19 protein-coding genes are annotated in these 16800 nt (G+C 66.6%); all 19 read left to right on the top strand.

All coding sequences use genetic code 11. The annotated features are described in order from the left end of the window. Positions 1-83 precede the first annotated feature (83 nt). The 19 genes from fabF (at position 84) to AC1DZT_RS21360 (ending at position 16732) form a co-directional block, all read left to right on the top strand. Positions 84-1346: a beta-ketoacyl-ACP synthase II gene (fabF, locus tag AC1DZT_RS21450; RefSeq protein ID WP_478008691.1), complete on the top strand. Its 1263-nt coding sequence runs from the start codon at positions 84-86 to the stop codon at positions 1344-1346. 1 nt (position 1347) lies between these two features. Then, positions 1348-2586: an endolytic transglycosylase MltG gene (gene mltG / locus AC1DZT_RS21445; RefSeq protein WP_478008690.1), complete on the top strand. Its 1239-nt coding sequence runs from the start codon at positions 1348-1350 to the stop codon at positions 2584-2586. 184 nt (positions 2587-2770) lie between these two features. Next, a complete protein-coding gene (locus AC1DZT_RS21440) occupies positions 2771-3094 on the top strand; it encodes a hypothetical protein (RefSeq protein ID WP_478008689.1) in 324 nt (107 codons plus the stop codon). After that, positions 3045-4388: a DNA-packaging protein gene (locus AC1DZT_RS21435; RefSeq protein WP_478008688.1), complete on the top strand. Its 1344-nt coding sequence runs from the start codon at positions 3045-3047 to the stop codon at positions 4386-4388. The genes AC1DZT_RS21440 and AC1DZT_RS21435 overlap by 50 nt, the downstream gene beginning before the upstream one ends. Positions 4389-4573: 185 nt before the next feature. Further along, on the top strand, positions 4574-5779 hold the full coding sequence (locus AC1DZT_RS21430; protein ID WP_478008687.1) for a phage portal protein: 1206 nt from the start codon (positions 4574-4576) through the stop codon (positions 5777-5779). Then, entirely contained in the window at positions 5776-6021 is a 246-nt protein-coding gene (locus AC1DZT_RS21425) for a GTA head formation protein, RCAP_rcc01685 family (RefSeq protein WP_478008686.1), read from the top strand. Before AC1DZT_RS21430 ends, AC1DZT_RS21425 begins: the two co-directional genes overlap by 4 nt. A 14-nt stretch (positions 6022-6035) precedes the next feature. Further along, positions 6036-6593: an HK97 family phage prohead protease gene (locus AC1DZT_RS21420; protein WP_478008732.1), complete on the top strand. Its 558-nt coding sequence runs from the start codon at positions 6036-6038 to the stop codon at positions 6591-6593. A gap of 34 nt (positions 6594-6627) precedes the next feature. Further along, positions 6628-7821 (top strand): phage major capsid protein, encoded by a 1194-nt coding sequence (locus tag AC1DZT_RS21415; RefSeq protein WP_478008685.1) that lies wholly within the window; start codon positions 6628-6630, stop codon positions 7819-7821. A gap of 96 nt (positions 7822-7917) precedes the next feature. Next, positions 7918-8517 carry a head-tail connector protein gene (locus tag AC1DZT_RS21410; protein WP_478008684.1) on the top strand — a complete coding sequence of 200 codons (600 nt, stop codon included), beginning with the start codon at positions 7918-7920 and terminating at the stop codon, positions 8515-8517. After that, positions 8514-8849, top strand: a complete 336-nt coding sequence (locus AC1DZT_RS21405) for a head-tail adaptor protein (protein WP_478008683.1) — start codon at positions 8514-8516, stop codon at positions 8847-8849. The genes AC1DZT_RS21410 and AC1DZT_RS21405 overlap by 4 nt, the downstream gene beginning before the upstream one ends. Next, entirely contained in the window at positions 8846-9244 is a 399-nt protein-coding gene (locus tag AC1DZT_RS21400) for a DUF3168 domain-containing protein (RefSeq protein WP_478008682.1), read from the top strand. The genes AC1DZT_RS21405 and AC1DZT_RS21400 overlap by 4 nt, the downstream gene beginning before the upstream one ends. Before the next feature lie 48 nt (positions 9245-9292). Then, the gene (locus tag AC1DZT_RS21395; protein ID WP_478008681.1) at positions 9293-9706 is read left to right on the top strand and encodes a phage major tail protein, TP901-1 family; all 414 of its coding nucleotides are present in this window, start codon (positions 9293-9295) and stop codon (positions 9704-9706) included. Beyond that, a complete protein-coding gene (locus AC1DZT_RS21390; RefSeq protein WP_478008680.1) occupies positions 9706-10026 on the top strand; it encodes a gene transfer agent family protein in 321 nt (106 codons plus the stop codon). Before AC1DZT_RS21395 ends, AC1DZT_RS21390 begins: the two co-directional genes overlap by 1 nt. Then, on the top strand, positions 10023-10262 hold the full coding sequence (locus tag AC1DZT_RS21385) for a rcc01693 family protein (protein ID WP_478008679.1): 240 nt from the start codon (positions 10023-10025) through the stop codon (positions 10260-10262). Before AC1DZT_RS21390 ends, AC1DZT_RS21385 begins: the two co-directional genes overlap by 4 nt. Next, the gene (locus AC1DZT_RS21380) at positions 10219-10872 is read left to right on the top strand and encodes a phage tail tape measure protein (protein WP_478008678.1); all 654 of its coding nucleotides are present in this window, start codon (positions 10219-10221) and stop codon (positions 10870-10872) included. Before AC1DZT_RS21385 ends, AC1DZT_RS21380 begins: the two co-directional genes overlap by 44 nt. A 9-nt stretch (positions 10873-10881) precedes the next feature. Then, the gene (locus tag AC1DZT_RS21375; protein ID WP_478008677.1) at positions 10882-11514 is read left to right on the top strand and encodes a phage distal tail protein, Rcc01695 family; all 633 of its coding nucleotides are present in this window, start codon (positions 10882-10884) and stop codon (positions 11512-11514) included. Then, positions 11511-12401, top strand: coding sequence for a DUF2163 domain-containing protein (locus tag AC1DZT_RS21370; protein ID WP_478008676.1), 891 nt, complete (start codon positions 11511-11513; stop codon positions 12399-12401). Before AC1DZT_RS21375 ends, AC1DZT_RS21370 begins: the two co-directional genes overlap by 4 nt. After that, positions 12398-12838: an NlpC/P60 family protein gene (locus AC1DZT_RS21365; protein WP_478008675.1), complete on the top strand. Its 441-nt coding sequence runs from the start codon at positions 12398-12400 to the stop codon at positions 12836-12838. Before AC1DZT_RS21370 ends, AC1DZT_RS21365 begins: the two co-directional genes overlap by 4 nt. 3 nt (positions 12839-12841) lie before the next feature. Further along, positions 12842-16732, top strand: coding sequence for a baseplate multidomain protein megatron (locus tag AC1DZT_RS21360; protein WP_478008674.1), 3891 nt, complete (start codon positions 12842-12844; stop codon positions 16730-16732). Positions 16733-16800 lie beyond the last annotated feature (68 nt).

Below are 16800 nucleotides of genomic sequence, written 5' to 3'. Positions count from 1 at the left end.
CGGGGCGGGGCGTGTATCACCGGGGCCGGTTGACCTGGGCAAAGAGCCGGGGCGGCTCTTTTGTAACGGGCATGGAGGCTTGGGTGCGTCGGGTTGTCATCACGGGAATGGGCATGGTCACTCCGCTGGCCTGCGGCGTCGAAGCAACGTGGAGCCGTCTTCTGGCGGGACAATCCGGGGCGGGGGCGATCACCCGCTTCGATCCGGTCAATGTGATCACTCAATATGCCTGCGAAATCCCGCGCGGCGACGGCAGCGACGGCACCTTCAACCCCGACGACTGGATGGAGCCGAAGGATCAGCGCAAGGTCGATGACTTCATCATCTACGGCATGACCGCCGCGGTGCAGGCCGTGAAAGACTCCGGCTGGGAGCCTGCCACGGAAGAGGACCGCTGCCGGACCGGCGTGATGATCGGCTCGGGCATCGGCGGGCTGACCTCGATCGCCGAGACGGCGGTGCTGATCAAGGAGCGCGGCACCAAGCGGGTCTCGCCCTTCTTCATCACCGGCAGCCTGATCAACCTGATCTCGGGCCAGGTCTCGATCCGCTTTGGCTTCAAGGGGCCGAACCATGCCGTCGTCACCGCCTGTTCGACCGGCGCCCATGCCATCGGCGATGCGGCGCGGCTGATCCAGTGGGGCGATGCCGATGTGATGGTGGCGGGCGGGGCGGAAAGCCCGATCTCGGAAATCGGGATCGCCGGGTTCAACGCCTGCCGCGCCCTGTCGACCAAGCGGGCGGACGACCCGACCAAGGCCTCGCGCCCCTATGACGCGGACCGCGACGGCTTCGTGATGGGCGAGGGCGCCGGCGTCGTCGTGCTGGAGGAATACGAACATGCCGTGGCGCGCGGCGCCAAGATCTATGCCGAGGTGCTCGGCTATGGCCTGTCGGGCGATGCCCACCACATCACCGCCCCGGCGGAAGATGGTGATGGTGGCTTCCGCGCGATGCAGATGGCGCTGAAGCGGGCGGGCCTCGCCCCGGGCGACATCGACTATATCAACGCCCATGGCACCTCGACCATGGCCGACACGATCGAGCTTGGCGCGGTAGAGCGGCTTTTGGGCAATTCGGCGCCGGGGGTGACCATGTCCTCGACCAAATCCTCGATCGGGCACCTTCTGGGGGCGGCCGGGGCGGTGGAGGCGATCTTCTGTGCGCTGGCGATCCGCGACCAGGTGGCACCGCCGACGATCAACCTCGACAATCCCGATGTCACCCCGACGCTGGACCTTGCCGCCAATGGCGCGGTCAAGCGCAAGATCGACGTGGCGCTGTCGAACTCCTTCGGCTTTGGCGGCACCAATGCCAGCCTGATCCTCGGAAAGGTCCCGGCCTGAGATGTGGCGCTCGCTGGCCTCCAATGCGCTGACGCTGTTCATCGTGGCCTTTGTGATGATCGCCGGGATCATCACCTGGGGGCAGCAGAAATACGTCAACCCCGGTCCCCTGACGCAGACGATCTGCTTCAAGGTCGGCAAGGGGGCCACGATCAGCGCTGTCAGCGCCGCCCTGCAGCAGCAGGGCGCGGTCAGCGATGCGATGATCTTTCGGGTCGGCTCGGAATATTCGGGCAAGAGCACCAAGCTGAAGTTCGGCTCCTACCTTCTGCCGCCGGGCGCCTCGATGGAGAGCATCGTGGCGACGCTGACCACCTCGGGCCAGTCGAGCTGCGGGCAGGATGTCAACTTCCGGATCGGCGTGAACGGGCCGGAAGTGGTGCTGCGCGCCTATGATCCGGCGACGGGGGGCTATGGCGAGGTGGCGAAGTTCGACCCCTCGGCCGGTCCCGCGCCCAAGGCCTATGTCGATGCCCTGGCGGATGCCGACCTGCGCTATCGCGTCACCCTGTCGGAGGGCGTGACCTCCTGGCAGGTGATCGAGTCGCTGAAGGCCGCCGATTTCATGACCGGCGAGATCAAGACCGTGCCGCCGGAAGGCACGCTGGCCCCGCAGTCCTACGAGATCGACAAGGGCGGCGATCGGCTGGCGCTTCTGGCCGAGATGACGGCCAAGCAAAGCGCCGTCCTGGCCGAGGTCTGGGCCGCACGCTCGGAAGGGCTGCCCTACAAGACGCCGCAGGAGGCCCTGATCATGGCCTCGATCGTCGAGAAGGAAACCGGGGTGGATACCGAAAGGGCGCGGGTGGCTTCGGTCTTCCTGAACCGCCTGGCGCAGGGGATGAAACTGCAGACCGACCCGACGGTGATCTATGGCGTGACCAAGGGCCAGGGCGTGCTGGGGCGCGGGCTGCGGCAGAGCGAGCTGCGCAAGGAAACCCCTTGGAATACCTATGTTATTCCCGGCATGCCCTCGACCCCGATCTGCAACCCTGGCCGGGCCGCGATCGAGGCGGCGCTGAAGCCCGAGAGCACGGATTTCCTTTACTTCGTGGCCGATGGCACGGGCGGCCATGCCTTTGCTGCGACGCTGGCCGAGCACAACAAGAACGTGGCGAAATGGCGGGCGCTGGAGGCGGCGGGCGTGCAGGATGCCACCGGCACCGGCACGGGGCCCGAGTCCGGTGCGGTGGACGGCTCTGCCACGCCGGCGCCGGTTCCTCCGGCCAGCGGCAACTGACCCTTAACAAAAGGTTAAGCCACCGTACGGCAAGCCATTGATACCATTGTATTTTTCGTTTGACTTTGCGAACGGTCCAAGCTATACATTTTACATGCTGGAAGAGGTGAGCAAGCGGCACAGGGGCGACCCGGTGGCCGCTTTTTCATTTCCCGGCCAACCGGAGGGGCAGGGTTGAGCAGGCATGACCATACATTTCTCCGCTGGGGATGAGGCACCCGTCGATCTGACGGAATTCACGGAAAGCCTGCTGCGCGAGGCGGCCGAGGAACTGGCCCGCGCCGTGCAGAAGATCAGGGCTGGCAAACTGGAAGAGGCCAAGGCCACGCCGGCTTTGACCCGCACCGTCAAAGACGCTTTCGAACTGGTTCAGGAAGAGAGGAGCCGTTTTGATAAACTCCGCAAACAGGTTGCCGGGACTGTCGGAACCCGAGCGCTCGACTTTCACGCCGCAAGGGATGAGATCGGGCGCAGGCTGGCTCGCCTCCGCGACGCAGGACCAGGTTGATGCCTTTCTGGGCGGCCTGAGCGAGAATGCCTTTCTGGCGCTGCCCTGGATGTTCGAATTCTGGGCCCTGCCGCATCAACTCCCGCCCGATGGGGTCTGGAAGACCTGGGTCATCATGGGCGGCCGCGGGGCGGGCAAGACAAGGGCCGGGGCGGAATGGGTCAGGTCGCAGGTCGAGGGCGCGCTGCCGGGTGATCCGGGCCGCGCCCGCCGTGTGGCGCTGGTTGGCGAGACGGTGGACCAGGTCCGCGAGGTCATGGTCTTTGGCGACAGCGGCATCCTCGCCTGCTCGCCCCCCGACCGCAAACCGGAGTGGAACGGCACGCGGCGGCAACTGACCTGGCCGAATGGCGCGGTGGCGCAGGTCTTTTCGGCGCATGACCCGGACTCGCTTCGCGGGCCGCAGTTCGATGCGGCCTGGGTGGACGAACTGGCCAAGTGGAAGAAGGGTCAGGACACCTGGGACATGCTGCAATTCGCCTTGCGGCTTGGCGATCATCCCCAGCAGGTGGTCACGACCACGCCGCAGAATGTCGAGGTGCTGAAGGCGATTCTGAAGAACCCGTCGACGGTGACGACCCATGCGCCGACCGCGGCCAACAAGGCCTACCTCGCGAAATCCTTCCTCGAGGAGGTCACGGCGCGCTATGCCGGGCAGAGCATCGGGTTGCAGGAACTGGATGGGCAGCTGGTCGAGGACCTCGATGGCGCGCTCTGGAGCCGGATGGCGCTGGATGATCACCGGGTCGACAAGATCCCGCCGCTGAGCCGGATCGTCGTGGCGGTCGATCCGCCGGTGACGGGCAACAAGGGCTCGGACGAGTGCGGCATCGTGGTGGTGGGGGCCTTCACCGAGGGCCCGCCGCAGGATTGGCGCGCGGTGGTGCTGGAGGATGCCTCGGTCAAGGGCGCCTCGCCCGACCAGTGGGCCCGCGCGGCGGTGGCGGCGATGGACCGCCACAAGGCTGACCGGATGGTGGTCGAGGTCAACCAGGGCGGCGACATGGTCGAACAGGTGGTCCGCTCGGTCGATCCGCTGGTGCCTTTCCGTCGGGTGACGGCGACCAAGGGCAAGCTGGTGCGGGCCGAGCCGGTGGCGGCCTTGTACGAACAGGGGCGGGTGTCGCATGTGCGGGGTCTGGGCCAGCTGGAAGAGCAAATGTGCCAGATGACGAGGATGGGCTTTCAGGGCAAGGGCTCGCCCGACCGGATGGATGCCCTGGTCTGGGCCCTGACCGACCTGATCCTTGATGCGGCGCAGATGGTGCGGCGCCCGCAGATGCGGTCGCTTTAGAAGGGCTGGCGGCGGGGGCGAGCCCCCGCACCGGGCGTAGAGCGGGGGCCAGCCCCCGCACCCCCGGGATATTTATGGACCAATGAAATGGAAGACCGTGCCCTGGCGCGGTGGACGGTGATGCCGCAGGCCTTGGCCTTTGCGGCGGGCAGGCTCTTGCCCGAACGGAACAAAGGAGAGGCAGAATGGTCTTCGATTTCCTGCGGCGCACGCCGGGGGCGGTGCCGGAAATGGCGGCGGGTCTGGCGGCGGAGAAAAAGGCCTCTGCCGTCGGGCGGGTGGTGGCCTGGGGCTCTTCGGGGCGGGTGGCCTGGAGCCCGCGCGATGCGGTGAGCCTGATCAAGACCGGCTTCCTTGGCAACCCGATCGGCTTTCGCGCCGTCAAGGTGATTGCCGAGGCGGCGGCGGCCTTGCCGCTGATCCTGCAGGATTCCGGGCGGCGCTATGACCTGCATCCCTTGTTGGACCTGATCCGCCAGCCCAATGGCGCGCAAGGGCGGGCCGAGCTGTTCGAGGCGATCTATGGCTTTCTGCTGTTGACCGGGAACGCCTATGTCGAGGCGGTGCCGGGGGCGGGGAGCCTGCCGGGGGAGCTGCATGTCCTGCGCTCGGACCGGATGAACGTGGTGCCGGGGGCGGATGGCTGGCCCGTGGCCTATGACTATGTCGTGGGCGGGCGCACCCACCGTTTCAGCGTTGGCGAGGCCTTCTCGCCGATCTGCCACATCAAGAATTTCAACCCGCAGGACGACCATTACGGCCTGTCGCCGATGCAGGCGGCGGCGGTGGCAGTGGATGTGCATGGCTCTGCCTCGGCCTGGTCGAAAGCCTTGCTCGACAATGCGGCGCGGCCCTCGGGGGCGATGGTCTACAAGGGTGCGGATGGGGCCGGGACGCTCTCGGCCGATCAATATGACCGGCTGGTGGGCGAGATCGAGGCGCATCATCAGGGCGCGCGCAATGCCGGGCGGCCGATGCTTCTGGAAGGCGGGCTGGACTGGAAGCCGATGGGGTTCTCGCCCTCGGACATGGAGTTTCACGAGACCAAGCAGGCGGCGGCGCGGGAGATCGCGATTGCCTATGGCGTGCCGCCGATGCTGATCGGGATTCCGGGGGATGCGACTTACGCCAATTACCAGGAGGCGAACCGGGCGTTCTTCCGGCTGACGGTGCTGCCGCTCGCCACGCGGGTCACGGCGGCGCTGAGCCAGTGGCTTTCGACCTTCACCGGCGAGCAGATCGAACTGCGGCCTGACCTCGAACAGGTGCCGGCGCTTTCGGCCGAACGCGACCAGCTTTGGGCGCGGGTGGGGGCGGCGGACTTCCTGACGGCGGACGAGAAGCGCGTGCTTCTGGGCCTGCCGCCCCTGGAGGCTGGTGGCGGGGCATGACCAGCCGGCGCGCGCCTGAGGGGTCGAGGTTTCTCTACGACAGCTTCGATCCGACTTCGGCCCGGCTGGAAGCCAATGAACGCGTGGCCGAGGAGCGTTGGGCGGCGCTCGACTTCCGGCTCATGCAGATCGATTCCGTTCTGGAGCGGCTGGAGAAGCGGATCTGGATCGGGGTTTACGGTGTCGCGGCCTTTCTGCTGAGCCAGATGGCCGAGGCTCTCATCGCGGCGGCAACAAAATGAGGGATCGGATGTGGATGATACCGGGCGCGCCCGAGCGCAAATTTCACCAGCCGGAGGGGCCTGCCCTGCAGGTGACCGATGGCACGGTGATCTCGGGCTATGCGAGCCTGTTTGGCCGCAAGGATCAGGGCGGCGATACCGTGCAGAAGGGGGCTTACGCTGTAAGCCTGCGCGCCATGGCCGCGGCAGGGCGCGGCATCAAGATGCTGTGGCAACATGACCCGACCCAGCCGATCGGCGTCTGGGACGAGGTGCGCGAGGATGCCACCGGCCTTTACGTCAAGGGCCGCATCCTGACCGAGATCGAAAAGGGCCGCGAGGCGGCGGCCCTGCTGACGGCGGGGGCGATCGACGGGCTGTCGATCGGCTACCGCACCGTCAAGGCGGAACGCGACGGCAAGGGGCAGCGCCTCTTGTCCGAGCTGGAGCTTTGGGAGGTCTCTCTGGTGACCTTCCCGATGCTTCCCGAAGCCCGGGTGGCGGCCAAGGGCGAGTCCCTTGGTGCGGATATCTGGGCCGAACTGGCGGCGGCTTTCGACGACGCCCGCCTCTCCCTGGCCGGGCGCAGGTAGCGCGGCCTTTCACGACCAACCTGAGGAAGACGATATGACCGAGACCAAGGCTCGGGCCGGGGAAGATGTGTCCTCTGCCCACCCCAGTGCGGAAGTGAAATCCGCGATGGCCGGATTTCTGAATGCCTTCAAGGGCTTTCAGGACGAAGTGAAAACCTCCTTTCAAAAACAGGAAGAGCGACTGACCATGTTGGACCGCAAGACCATGACCTATGCCCGCCCCACGCTTTCGGCTGCCGCCGAGATGGACCTGCCCCACAAGAAGGCGATGGCCGCCTATCTGCGCACCGGCGACGATGACGGGTTGCGCGGCCTGACGCTGGAAGGCAAGGCCATGTCGACGGCGGTGAACTCGGACGGTGGTTACCTTCTGAACCCGCAGATGTCCGAGATGATCCAGTCGATGCTGGCCTCGACCACCTCGCTGCGGGCCTTGGCCAATGTGGTGCAGATCGATGCGACGTCCTATGACGTGATCGTCGACAATTCCGACGTGGGCTCGGCCTGGCAGGCAGAAGCCTCGGCGGTTGCGGAAAGCACCACGCCGAACATCAACCGGATCTCGATCAAGCTGAACGACCTGTCGGCCATGCCCAAGGCCAGCCAGCGACTGCTGGACGATGCGGCTTTCGACGTGGAAGCCTGGCTGAGCCAGAAGATCGCCACCCGCTTCATCCGCGCCGAGGCCTCGGCCTTCGTGAACGGCACCGGCACCGACCAGCCCAAAGGCATCATGCTGCCGTCCAAGGTGGCCAATGCCTCCTGGACCTGGGGCAGCCTCGGCTATATCCCGACCGGGGCCACGGCGGACTTTGCCACCACCAACCCGATCGACTGCATCGTGACGCTGATCTATTCGCTGCCGGCGGATTACCGTGCCAATGCGACCTTCATCATGAACTCCAAGACCGCCGGGGCGGTCCGCAAGATCAAGGACTCGACCGGGCGCTTCATGTGGATGGACGGCTTGCAGGCCGGTCAGCCCTCGACCCTGATGGGGTACCGCGTCGTGATCCTGGAGGACATGCCGGATATCGCCGCCAACGCCTATCCGATCGCCTTCGGCGATTTCAACGCCGGCTACACGATCGCCGAGCGCCCGGATCTGCGCATCTTGCGCGATCCCTTCTCGGCCAAGCCCAACGTGCTGTTCTACGCCTCCAAGCGCGTCGGCGGCGACATCACCGACTATGCCGCGATCAAGCTTCTGAAGGTTGCGGTGTCGTAAGGCGCACCGCCCGGCCTAAGGGCCGGGGCTTTGAGCGTGCGCCGGGCAGAAGAGGGCCCGGCGCGCGTCCCTTACGGCGCAAGTTTGGAGAGAACCATGATGTTGACCGAAGAAACCAGTGTCTCGAGCGCCGCGCTGCCGGTGCAGGCGCTGAAGGATCACCTGCGGCTGGGCACCGGCTTTTCGGATGGCAACATGCAGGACAGCCTGATCGAAAGTTACCTGCGCGCCGCGCTGGCCGCCATCGAGGGGCGGACCGGCAAGGCGCTGATGCAGCGACGCTTCAAGCTGGTCTTGGAGGATTGGCGCGACAAGTCCGAACAGGCGCTGCCGCTGGCGCCGGTGGCCGCGATCGTCTCGGTGACTCTGTACAATGCGGCCAATGTGGCGACGGTGCTGGCCGCCTCGACCTATCGGCTGGTGGTGGATCTGCAGCGCCCGAAGCTCGCCGCGGTCGGCTATCTCTTCCCCAATGTGCCGAGCGATGGCCGGATCGAGGTGCTGTTCGATGCCGGGTTCGGCGCGGCCTGGACGGCTGTGCCGCAGGATCTGCAACAGGCGGTCTTTCTGCTAGCGGGTCAGTATTACGAACAGCGCAATGATTTCAGCGGCGTGCCCGCCGGACTTCCCGCCCCGGTGCAGGCGCTGATCGAGCGCTGGCGCACGGTGCGCGTGCTGGGCGGGGGGGCGGCATGACGGTGAAACTCAACCGCCGGCTGGCGCTGGAAAGCCCGAGCCAGGTGGCCGATGGCGCCGGGGGCTTCACCCTCGCCTGGGTCCAGCAGGGCATCCTCTGGGCCGAGGTCGTGCCGGGCGCCGGCAGCGATACGGCGGGGGTCGAGGTCAGCCTCTCGCGCGTGCCCTACCGGATCACGGTGCATGGGGCGCCGATCGGCTCTCCCGCCCGGCCGCGCCCTGACCAAAGGCTGACCGATGGCACGCGGGTCTTCCTGATCAAGGCGGTGACCGAACGCGATGCCTCGGGCCTGTATCTGACCTGCTTTGCCCAGGAAGAGGTGCCGCAATGAGCTATGCCGCAGCGGCCGCCTTGCAGGCGGCGGTCTATCAGCGCCTGACCGGATGGTCGGCCCTGACCGGCGTTTCGGTGGTGGATGCCTTGCCCGCGCAGACCGGGCGGGGGACCTTCATCCTGCTTGGCCCGGAAACCGTGAACGACCAGAGCGACAAAACGGCCGCGGGGGCGGAGCATCTGTTCCAGATCTCGGTCATCAGCGACGCCCAGGGCTTCATGCCGGCCAAGACGGCGGCGGCGCGCGTCTCGGAGGCGCTGGTGGGCGCGAGCTTGACGCTGACCACCGGCAGTCTGGTGGACCTGACCTTCGTGCGGGCGTCCGCCAAGCGGCTGAACGTCGGCGACAATCGGCGGATTGATCTGACCTTCCGGGCACGGATCGACTTTTGAGGGCCCGCTGTCGGGCCCCGGGCAACCTTTTCCAGATGGAGAGTGAAGATGGCTGTGCAGAACGGCAAGGACCTGCTGATCAAGGTCGACCAGACCGGCACCGGAAGCTTTGTCACCGTGGCGGGCCTGCGCGCAACCCGGCTGAACTTCAACGCCGAGACGGTGGATGTGACGACGCTGGAAAGCGCGGGCGGCTGGCGTGAGCTGCTCGCCGGGGCCGGGGTGAAGTCGGCGGCGATTTCCGGCTCGGGCGTCTTTCGTGACGCCAACACCGATGCGCGGGCGCGGCAGATCTTCTTTGACGCCGAGATGCCGCAGTTTCAGGTGGTGATCCCCAGTTTCGGCATCGTGCAGGGCGCCTTCCAGATCACCTCGATCGAATATGCCGGCACTTACAACGGCGAGGCGACCTATGACATGTCGCTGGCCTCGGCCGGGTCCCTGACCTTCACGGCGATCTGATGGGCAACCCTTATGCGGGCGAAGTCACGCTGAGCCTCGACGGGGTGCCGCATGTGGCCAAGCTGACGCTCGGCGCCCTGGCCGAGCTGGAAGCGGCGCTGGAAACCGGCTCGCTGGTCGATCTGATCAGCCGGTTCGAGGCGCAGCGCTTTTCCACCCGCGATGTGCTGGCGCTGGTGGTGGCGGGGCTGCGCGGCGGCGGCTGGCAGGGTACGGCGGCAGACCTTCTGCGGGTCGAGATCGGCGGCGGCCCCTTGATGGCGGCGCAGGCGGCGGCCCTTCTGCTGGCGCGGGCCTTCGCGGTGCCGGGCGAGACATGAGCCGGATCGACTGGTCGGGCCTTCTGCGGGCGGGGCTTTACGAGCTGCGCCTGACGCCCGAGGCCTTTTGGCGCCTGACGCCCATCGAGCTCAAAATCATGCTGGGGGCGGAAAACACCGCCCCGGCGCTGACGCGGGCGCGGCTGGAAGAGCTGGCGGCCGCTTTCCCCGATGGCAGAAAGGCAAAAGCCGATGACGGATATCGCGGATCTGACGGACCAGATCGCCGCCCTTGAAGCCACGCTGGGTGGCACGGTCGGCCTGGTTTCCAGCTTTGAAACGGAACTGAGCAGGATGCAGGACAGCCTCGTCTTCACCGGGCGCGAGGTGAACTCCTTGGCTTTGGGGTTCAGCGGCGGCTTGCGGCGGGCCTTTGACGGCGTGGTCTTCGACGGGATGAAGCTGAGCGATGCCCTGCGCGGCATTGCCAAGAGCATGGCGGATACCGTGTTCAACACTGCGCTGAAGCCGGTGACCAATGCCGTGGGCGGGCTTTTGGCCGGAGGGCTCAACTCGGTCCTGGGCAAAGGGTTGGGCTTTGCCAATGGCGGGGCCTTCGTGCAGGGCAGGGTGATGCCCTTTGCCCAGGGCGGCGTGGTCGCCTCGCCCACCGCCTTTCCGATGCGGGGCGGCAGCGGGCTGATGGGCGAGGCGGGGCCGGAGGCGATCATGCCCTTGACCCGCGGCCCGGATGGCAAGCTTGGGGTGCGCGCCGCCGGGGGCGGGCAGGGCGTGACGGTGGTGATGAACATCTCCACCCCCGATGTCGCAGGCTTTCAACGCAGCCAAAGCCAGATCGCAGCCCAGGCCATGCGGGCGCTTGCCCGTGGCCAGCGCAACCGCTGAGGACAGGACATGAGCTTTCACGAGGTAAGATACCCGATCAAACAAAGCTTCGGCTCCTCCGGCGGGCCGGAGCGGCGGACCGAGATCGTCACGCTGGTCAACGGCTTTGAAGAGCGCAATTCGCCCTGGCAGGATTCGCGCCGCCGCTATGACGCGGGGGCGGGCATGCGCTCGCTCGACGATCTGGAGGTGCTGATCGCCTTTTTCGAGGCGCGGTCCGGCCAACTGCACGGCTTTCGCTGGAAGGACTGGAGCGATTACAAGACCTGCCGCCCCTCGGCCTCGGTCAGTGCGACGGATCAGATGCTGGGTCTTGGCAATGGGGTCAGGACCAGTTTCCAGCTGATCAAGGCCTATAGTTCGGGCAGCCAGACTTACACCCGTACCCTCGTGAAACCGGTGGCGGGCTCGGTCCAGGTCGCGGTCAATGGCGTGGCGCGGGTTCTGGGGACCGATTTCAACGTCGATACGACCACCGGGCTGATCACCTTCAACCTGCCGCCGGGCAACGGGCTTTCGGTCACCGCGGGCTGCGAGTTCGACGTGCCGGTGCGTTTTGACACCGACCGGATCAACACCTCGGTCGCGACCTTCCATGCCGGCGAAATTCCCGCCGTACCGGTGATCGAGGTGCGGCTGTGACCACGGGACGCGACGCTCTTCTGAGCCACCTTGCCACCGGTGCGACCACGGTCTGCCAATGCTGGTCGGTCTCCCGCAAGGATGGCACCCTGCTCGGCTTTACCGATCATGACCGCGACCTGGCCTTCGACGGCATCACCTTCAAGGCGGCCAGCGGCATGACGGCCCGCGCCCTGCAGCAAAGCACCGGGCTCTCGGTGGACAATACCGAGGCGCTGGGGGCGCTCAGCGACGCCTCGGTCAGCGAGGCCGATCTGCTGGCGGGCCGCTTTGACGGGGCCGAGGTGCAGAACTGGCTGGTGAACTGGCAGGATATCAGCCAGCGCATCCTGCAGTTTCGCGGCTTTTTCGGCGAGGTGACCCGCTCTGCAGGGTCCTTCCGGGCCGAGCTGCGCGGGTTGTCCGAAACGCTGAACCAAGTGCAGGGGCTGGCCTATCAGAAGACCTGTTCGGCGGTGCTGGGGGACGGGCGCTGCGGCTTCGATCTGAACCGGACCGGGTTTTCCGTGACGACCGCGATCCTCGCCATCGATGCGCCGGGAGTCTACCGGATCGCGACCCAGAGCGGGATTGCCGATGCCTGGTTTCAGCGTGGCCGTGCCCGGGTGCAGACCGGGGCAGCGGCGGGGCTGATCGGTCTGGTCAAGTTCGACCGGCAGAACGGCCTCTCGCGCAGGGTCGAGCTTTGGGTGGATTTCCCGGATGCCCCCGTCGTCGGAGACATGATCCGGCTGGAGGCCGGTTGCGACAAGGTGTCCGCCACCTGTCAGACGAAGTTCAGCAATTTCGCCAACTTCCGCGGATTCCCTCATATTCCGGGCGAGGATTGGGTGACCTCCTATCCGGTGTCGGGCCAGGCCAACGACGGGGGAAGCCTGTTCAAATGAGCAAAGCTTTGGAGGCTGTCGCCGAAGCCCGGCGCTGGATCGGCACGCCCTATCTGCATCAGGCCTCGCTCTGTGGCGCGGGCACCGATTGTCTGGGCCTGTTGCGCGGCGTCTGGCGGGCGCTTTATGGCGCCGAGCCGCAGGCCGTGCCGGCCTATACGCAGGACTGGTCCGAACCCACGGCCTGCGAGACGATGCTGGCCGCGGCCCGGCTCTGGCTGATCGAAAAGCCGCAAGGGGCGGTCGATCCGGGCGATGTCATCGTCTTTCGGATGCGGCAGGGCTTCGTGGCCAAACATGTGGGCATCGTCGCCGCAACCGGCGCGCATCCCACCTTCATCCACGCCTATACCGGGCATGGTGTGGTCGAAAACGCCCTTTCGGCGCCCTGGGCCCGGCGGATCGCCGGCCGTTTCGAGTTTCCCAAAGGAGCATGACGCATGGCCACCATCCTTCTGTCGGCGGCGGGGGCTGCGATCGGCTCCGGCTTTGGCGGCACCATTCTGGGCCTGTCCGGCGCGGTGATCGGCCGGGCGGTGGGCGCCACGATCGGCCGCTCGATCGACCAGCGCATCCTGGGCGCGGGTTCCGAGCCGATCGAGACGGGCAGGGTCGAACGCTTTCAACTGACCGGCGCCAGTGACGGCGCCCCGGTGGCGCGGGTCTGGGGGCGGATGCGGGTGGCGGGGCAGGTGATCTGGGCCACGCGATTCCTGGAAAACGCCAATCGCAGCGGCGGGGGCAAGGGCGCCCCCCAGCCATCGGTCACCAGTTTCAGCTATTCGATCAGCCTGGCCATTGCGCTCTGCCAGGGCGAGGCGCAACGCCTGGGCCGGGTCTGGGCGGATGGGATCGAGCTTGCCGTCTCCAGCATGGACCTGCGCTTCTATCCCGGCAGCGAGACCCAGCTGCCCGACCCCAAGATCGAGGCGGTCGAAGGCGCGGGCCTTGCGCCCAGCTATCGCGGCATCGCCTATGTGGTGATCGAGGATCTGGACCTTTCGCGCTTTGGCAACCGGGTGCCGCAGTTCACCTTCGAGGTGCTGCGCCGGGTGCCCGACGCTGTAAGCGGTGGCGACATCGCGCATGTGGTGCAGGCCGTGGCTCTGATCCCGGGCACCGGGGAATATGCGCTGGCAACGACTCCGGTCACCTTCAACGACGGTCCCGGTGTCAGCCGCTCCGCCAATGTCCATACGGTGGAAGGCAAGGCCGATTTCGCCATGTCTTTGACCCAGCTGGGCGAGGAATTGCCCAGGGTCGGTTCGGTCTCGCTGGTCACCAGCTGGTTCGGCAGCGACCTGCGCTGCGGGCTTTGCGCGATCCGGCCCAAGGTGGATCAGAACCTGACGGAAGCCGAGGAGATGCCCTGGAAGGTCTCCGGTCTGACGCGGGGCCTGGCGCAGGTCGTGCCGGCGGTGGATGGCAGCGCCATCTATGGCGGCACGCCGACCGACCGATCGGTGATCGAGGCGATCACCGCGATCCGCGCCGCGGGTAAGGAGGTGATGTTCTATCCCTTCATCCTGATGGATCAGATGGCGGGAAACACGCTGGCCGATCCCTGGTCTGACGCCACGAGCCAACCGGCCTTGCCCTGGCGCGGCAGGATCACCCTCTCCGAGGCGCCCGGCCGTTCGGGCAGCCCGGATCGCAGCGCCCCGGCTGCCACCGAGGTCGCAAGCTTCATGGGCACGGCGCTGCCTTCGCACTTCGCGATCACCTCGGGCGAGGTGGTCTATTCCGGACCGGAGGAATGGAGCTTTCGCCGCTTCATCCTGCATTATGCCAAGCTTTGCGCCCTGGCCGGCGGCGTCGATGCCTTCTGCATCGGGTCAGAGCTGCGCGGCCTGACCCAGATCCGCGGGGCTGGCGACAGCTTTCCGATGGTCTCCGCCTTGAAGGCGCTGGCGGCGGATGTGCGCGGCATTCTGGGGGCTTCGACCAAGATCAGCTATGCGGCGGACTGGTCGGAGTATTTCGGCTATCAGGCGGACGGCAACCTCTATTTCCACCTCGATCCGCTCTGGGCGGATGCCAATATCGACTTCGTCGGCGTCGACAATTACATGCCGCTGTCGGATTGGCGTGATGGCACGACCCATGCCGATGCCTCCTGGGGGTCGATCTACAATCTGGACTATCTCAAGGCCAATGTCGCGGGTGGCGAGGGCTATGACTGGTACTACGACTCGCCGGTCGGCGTGCAAAGCCAGCTGCGCCGCCCGATCCAGGACCCGACCTATGGCGAGCCCTGGGTCTATCGCAGCAAGGATCTGGCCGGCTGGTGGAGCCATACGCATCACAACCGCATCGCAGGCGTAAGGCAGGCGGCGGCCTCGGCCTGGGTGCCCGGTTCCAAGCCGATCCGCTTCACCGAATACGGCTGTGCCGCGCTCGACAAGGGCAGCAACGAGCCGAACCGGTTTCTCGACGTGCGCTCATCGGAATCGGGGCTGCCGCGGGCCTCGAACGGGCGGCGCGATGACTTCATCCAGATGCAGTATCTGCGCGCCATGTATGGCTACTGGTCCGATCCGGCGCATAACCCGGCGGCGACACTTTATGCCGGATCGATGATCGACCTTGCCCGCAGCCATGTCTGGGCCTGGGATGCGCGCCCCTTCCCCGAGTTTCCCGGAAACCAGCAGGCCTGGAGCGATGGTGACAATTACTTCCGCGGCCATTGGCTGAACGGGCGCAGCTCCAGCCAGCCGCTCGCCGCCGTCATCGCAGATATTTGCACCGATGCGGGGCTGGCCGATGGGACCGACACCGATTTGGCCTATGGCGTGGTGCGCGGTTATGTGGTGAGCGAGACCGGCTCGGCCCGCAGCGCCTTGCAACCCCTGATGACCTCTTACGCGCTGGACGTGGCCGAGCGGGAGGGGGTCTTGCGCTTTACCATCCGAGATGGGGTGGCCGATGCCTCCTGGCCTGCGGAGCGTTTCGCCCTTGTCCCCGAGATTGCCGGCGGCGTCGAAACCTCGCGCGGGGCGGAGGCCGAGACCTCCGGCCGCATCCGGCTTACCTATGTCGAGGCCGAGAGCGATTTCGAGATCCACACCGCCGAAGCGGTCTTTCCGGATGAAACCTCGCCCGCCGTCGCGCAAAGCGAGGTGTCGCTGCAGCTGACCAATGCCGAGGCGCGCGCCGTGGCCGAACGCTGGCTGGTCGAGGCGCGGGTGGCGCGGGATGCGGTGCGCTTTGCCCTGCCGAAATCAGCGCTGGCGCTGGGGGCGGGTGATGTTCTCGATCTGGACGGGGTCAGCTACCGCATCGACCGTCTGGAAAACGGCGATGCCCTGCTGGTCGATGCGATCCGGGTCGAACCGGGCGCCTATCTGCCCGCCGATGACATCGACCTGCGGACGCTGCGCGCCTCTCCCGCCGTGACGATGCCGGTCTTTCCGCTGTTCATGGATCTGCCGCTCCTCACCGGCAGCGAAGACCCGCAATCGCCGCATATCGCCACGACCGCCAACCCCTGGCCGGGTCGTGTCGGGGTCTGGAGCTCCAGCAGCGATGCCGGTTTCACCCTGAACCGCGAGATCGAGATCCCCGCGGTGCTGGGCGTGACGCAGACCGCGATGACGGCCTATCCCTCGGGCCTGTGGGACATGGGCCCGGCGCTGCGGGTGCGTCTGTCGAGCGGGCAGCTGTCCTCGGCCAGCGAAAGCGATGTGCTCAACGGGGCCAATGTCGCGGTGATTGGCGATGGCTCGACCGAAAGCTGGGAGGTTTTCCAGTTCATGCAGGCCGATCTGGTCGGCCCGCGCACCTATGAGCTGCGGCTGAGGCTGCGCGGCCAGGCCGGCAGCGACGGGGTGATGCCCGCCACCTGGCCGGTGGGCAGCTATTTCGTCCTCCTCGACCGCGCCGTGCCGCAGATCGACCTCTCCGCCTCGGCCCGCGGGTTGAGCCGGAATTACCGGGTCGGGCAGACGGATCGCGGCTATGCCGATCCGCGCGTCGTGGCCGAGACGCTTGCCTTCAACGGCATCGGCTTGCGGCCCTATTCCGTCTCGCATCTCGACGCGTCCGGGGCCCTGGGCGGCACGGTGGTCCTGTCCTGGATCCGGCGCACCCGGATTGATGGCGACAGCTGGCTGGGTCTGGACGTGCCCCTGGGCGAGGACAGCGAGATCTACCAGATCGAGGTTTGGCAAGGCGCCACCCAGTTGCGCCAGGAATATGTCACCCCCCAGACTTGGGCCTATACGCCCGCGATGCAGGCAGAGGATGGGGCGACGGCAGGGGTGACGCTGGCCGTGGCCCAGGTCTCCACAAGGTTCGGTCCCGGGCCCTTTGCCAAGGTGACCCTCACCTGAAACCGAGATCCGGTCGCCGGAAACGCCCTGGCGACCGGGCATTTCTCGGGGCTGTCTTGCCGCGAACT

It is taken from the genome of Rhodobacter sp. P1_C2, from assembly GCF_056406375.1.
This window is presented reverse-complemented; position numbering and strand designations above follow the sequence as displayed.

What these genes read in the sequence shown, in the direction of transcription:
- mltG (WP_478008690.1), top strand. Translation starts at nt 1,348, where the DNA reads ATGTGGCGCTCGCTGGCCTCCAATGCGCTGACGCTGTTCATCGTGGCC.
- AC1DZT_RS21440 (WP_478008689.1), top strand. Translation starts at nt 2,771, where the DNA reads ATGACCATACATTTCTCCGCTGGGGATGAGGCACCCGTCGATCTGACG.
- AC1DZT_RS21435 (WP_478008688.1), top strand. Translation starts at nt 3,045, where the DNA reads ATGAGATCGGGCGCAGGCTGGCTCGCCTCCGCGACGCAGGACCAGGTT.
- AC1DZT_RS21430 (WP_478008687.1), top strand. Translation starts at nt 4,574, where the DNA reads ATGGTCTTCGATTTCCTGCGGCGCACGCCGGGGGCGGTGCCGGAAATG.
- AC1DZT_RS21425 (WP_478008686.1), top strand. Translation starts at nt 5,776, where the DNA reads ATGACCAGCCGGCGCGCGCCTGAGGGGTCGAGGTTTCTCTACGACAGC.
- AC1DZT_RS21420 (WP_478008732.1), top strand. Translation starts at nt 6,036, where the DNA reads ATGATACCGGGCGCGCCCGAGCGCAAATTTCACCAGCCGGAGGGGCCT.
- AC1DZT_RS21415 (WP_478008685.1), top strand. Translation starts at nt 6,628, where the DNA reads ATGACCGAGACCAAGGCTCGGGCCGGGGAAGATGTGTCCTCTGCCCAC.
- AC1DZT_RS21410 (WP_478008684.1), top strand. Translation starts at nt 7,918, where the DNA reads ATGATGTTGACCGAAGAAACCAGTGTCTCGAGCGCCGCGCTGCCGGTG.
- AC1DZT_RS21405 (WP_478008683.1), top strand. Translation starts at nt 8,514, where the DNA reads ATGACGGTGAAACTCAACCGCCGGCTGGCGCTGGAAAGCCCGAGCCAG.
- AC1DZT_RS21400 (WP_478008682.1), top strand. Translation starts at nt 8,846, where the DNA reads ATGAGCTATGCCGCAGCGGCCGCCTTGCAGGCGGCGGTCTATCAGCGC.
- AC1DZT_RS21395 (WP_478008681.1), top strand. Translation starts at nt 9,293, where the DNA reads ATGGCTGTGCAGAACGGCAAGGACCTGCTGATCAAGGTCGACCAGACC.
- AC1DZT_RS21390 (WP_478008680.1), top strand. Translation starts at nt 9,706, where the DNA reads ATGGGCAACCCTTATGCGGGCGAAGTCACGCTGAGCCTCGACGGGGTG.
- AC1DZT_RS21385 (WP_478008679.1), top strand. Translation starts at nt 10,023, where the DNA reads ATGAGCCGGATCGACTGGTCGGGCCTTCTGCGGGCGGGGCTTTACGAG.
- AC1DZT_RS21380 (WP_478008678.1), top strand. Translation starts at nt 10,219, where the DNA reads ATGACGGATATCGCGGATCTGACGGACCAGATCGCCGCCCTTGAAGCC.
- AC1DZT_RS21375 (WP_478008677.1), top strand. Translation starts at nt 10,882, where the DNA reads ATGAGCTTTCACGAGGTAAGATACCCGATCAAACAAAGCTTCGGCTCC.
- AC1DZT_RS21365 (WP_478008675.1), top strand. Translation starts at nt 12,398, where the DNA reads ATGAGCAAAGCTTTGGAGGCTGTCGCCGAAGCCCGGCGCTGGATCGGC.
- AC1DZT_RS21360 (WP_478008674.1), top strand. Translation starts at nt 12,842, where the DNA reads ATGGCCACCATCCTTCTGTCGGCGGCGGGGGCTGCGATCGGCTCCGGC.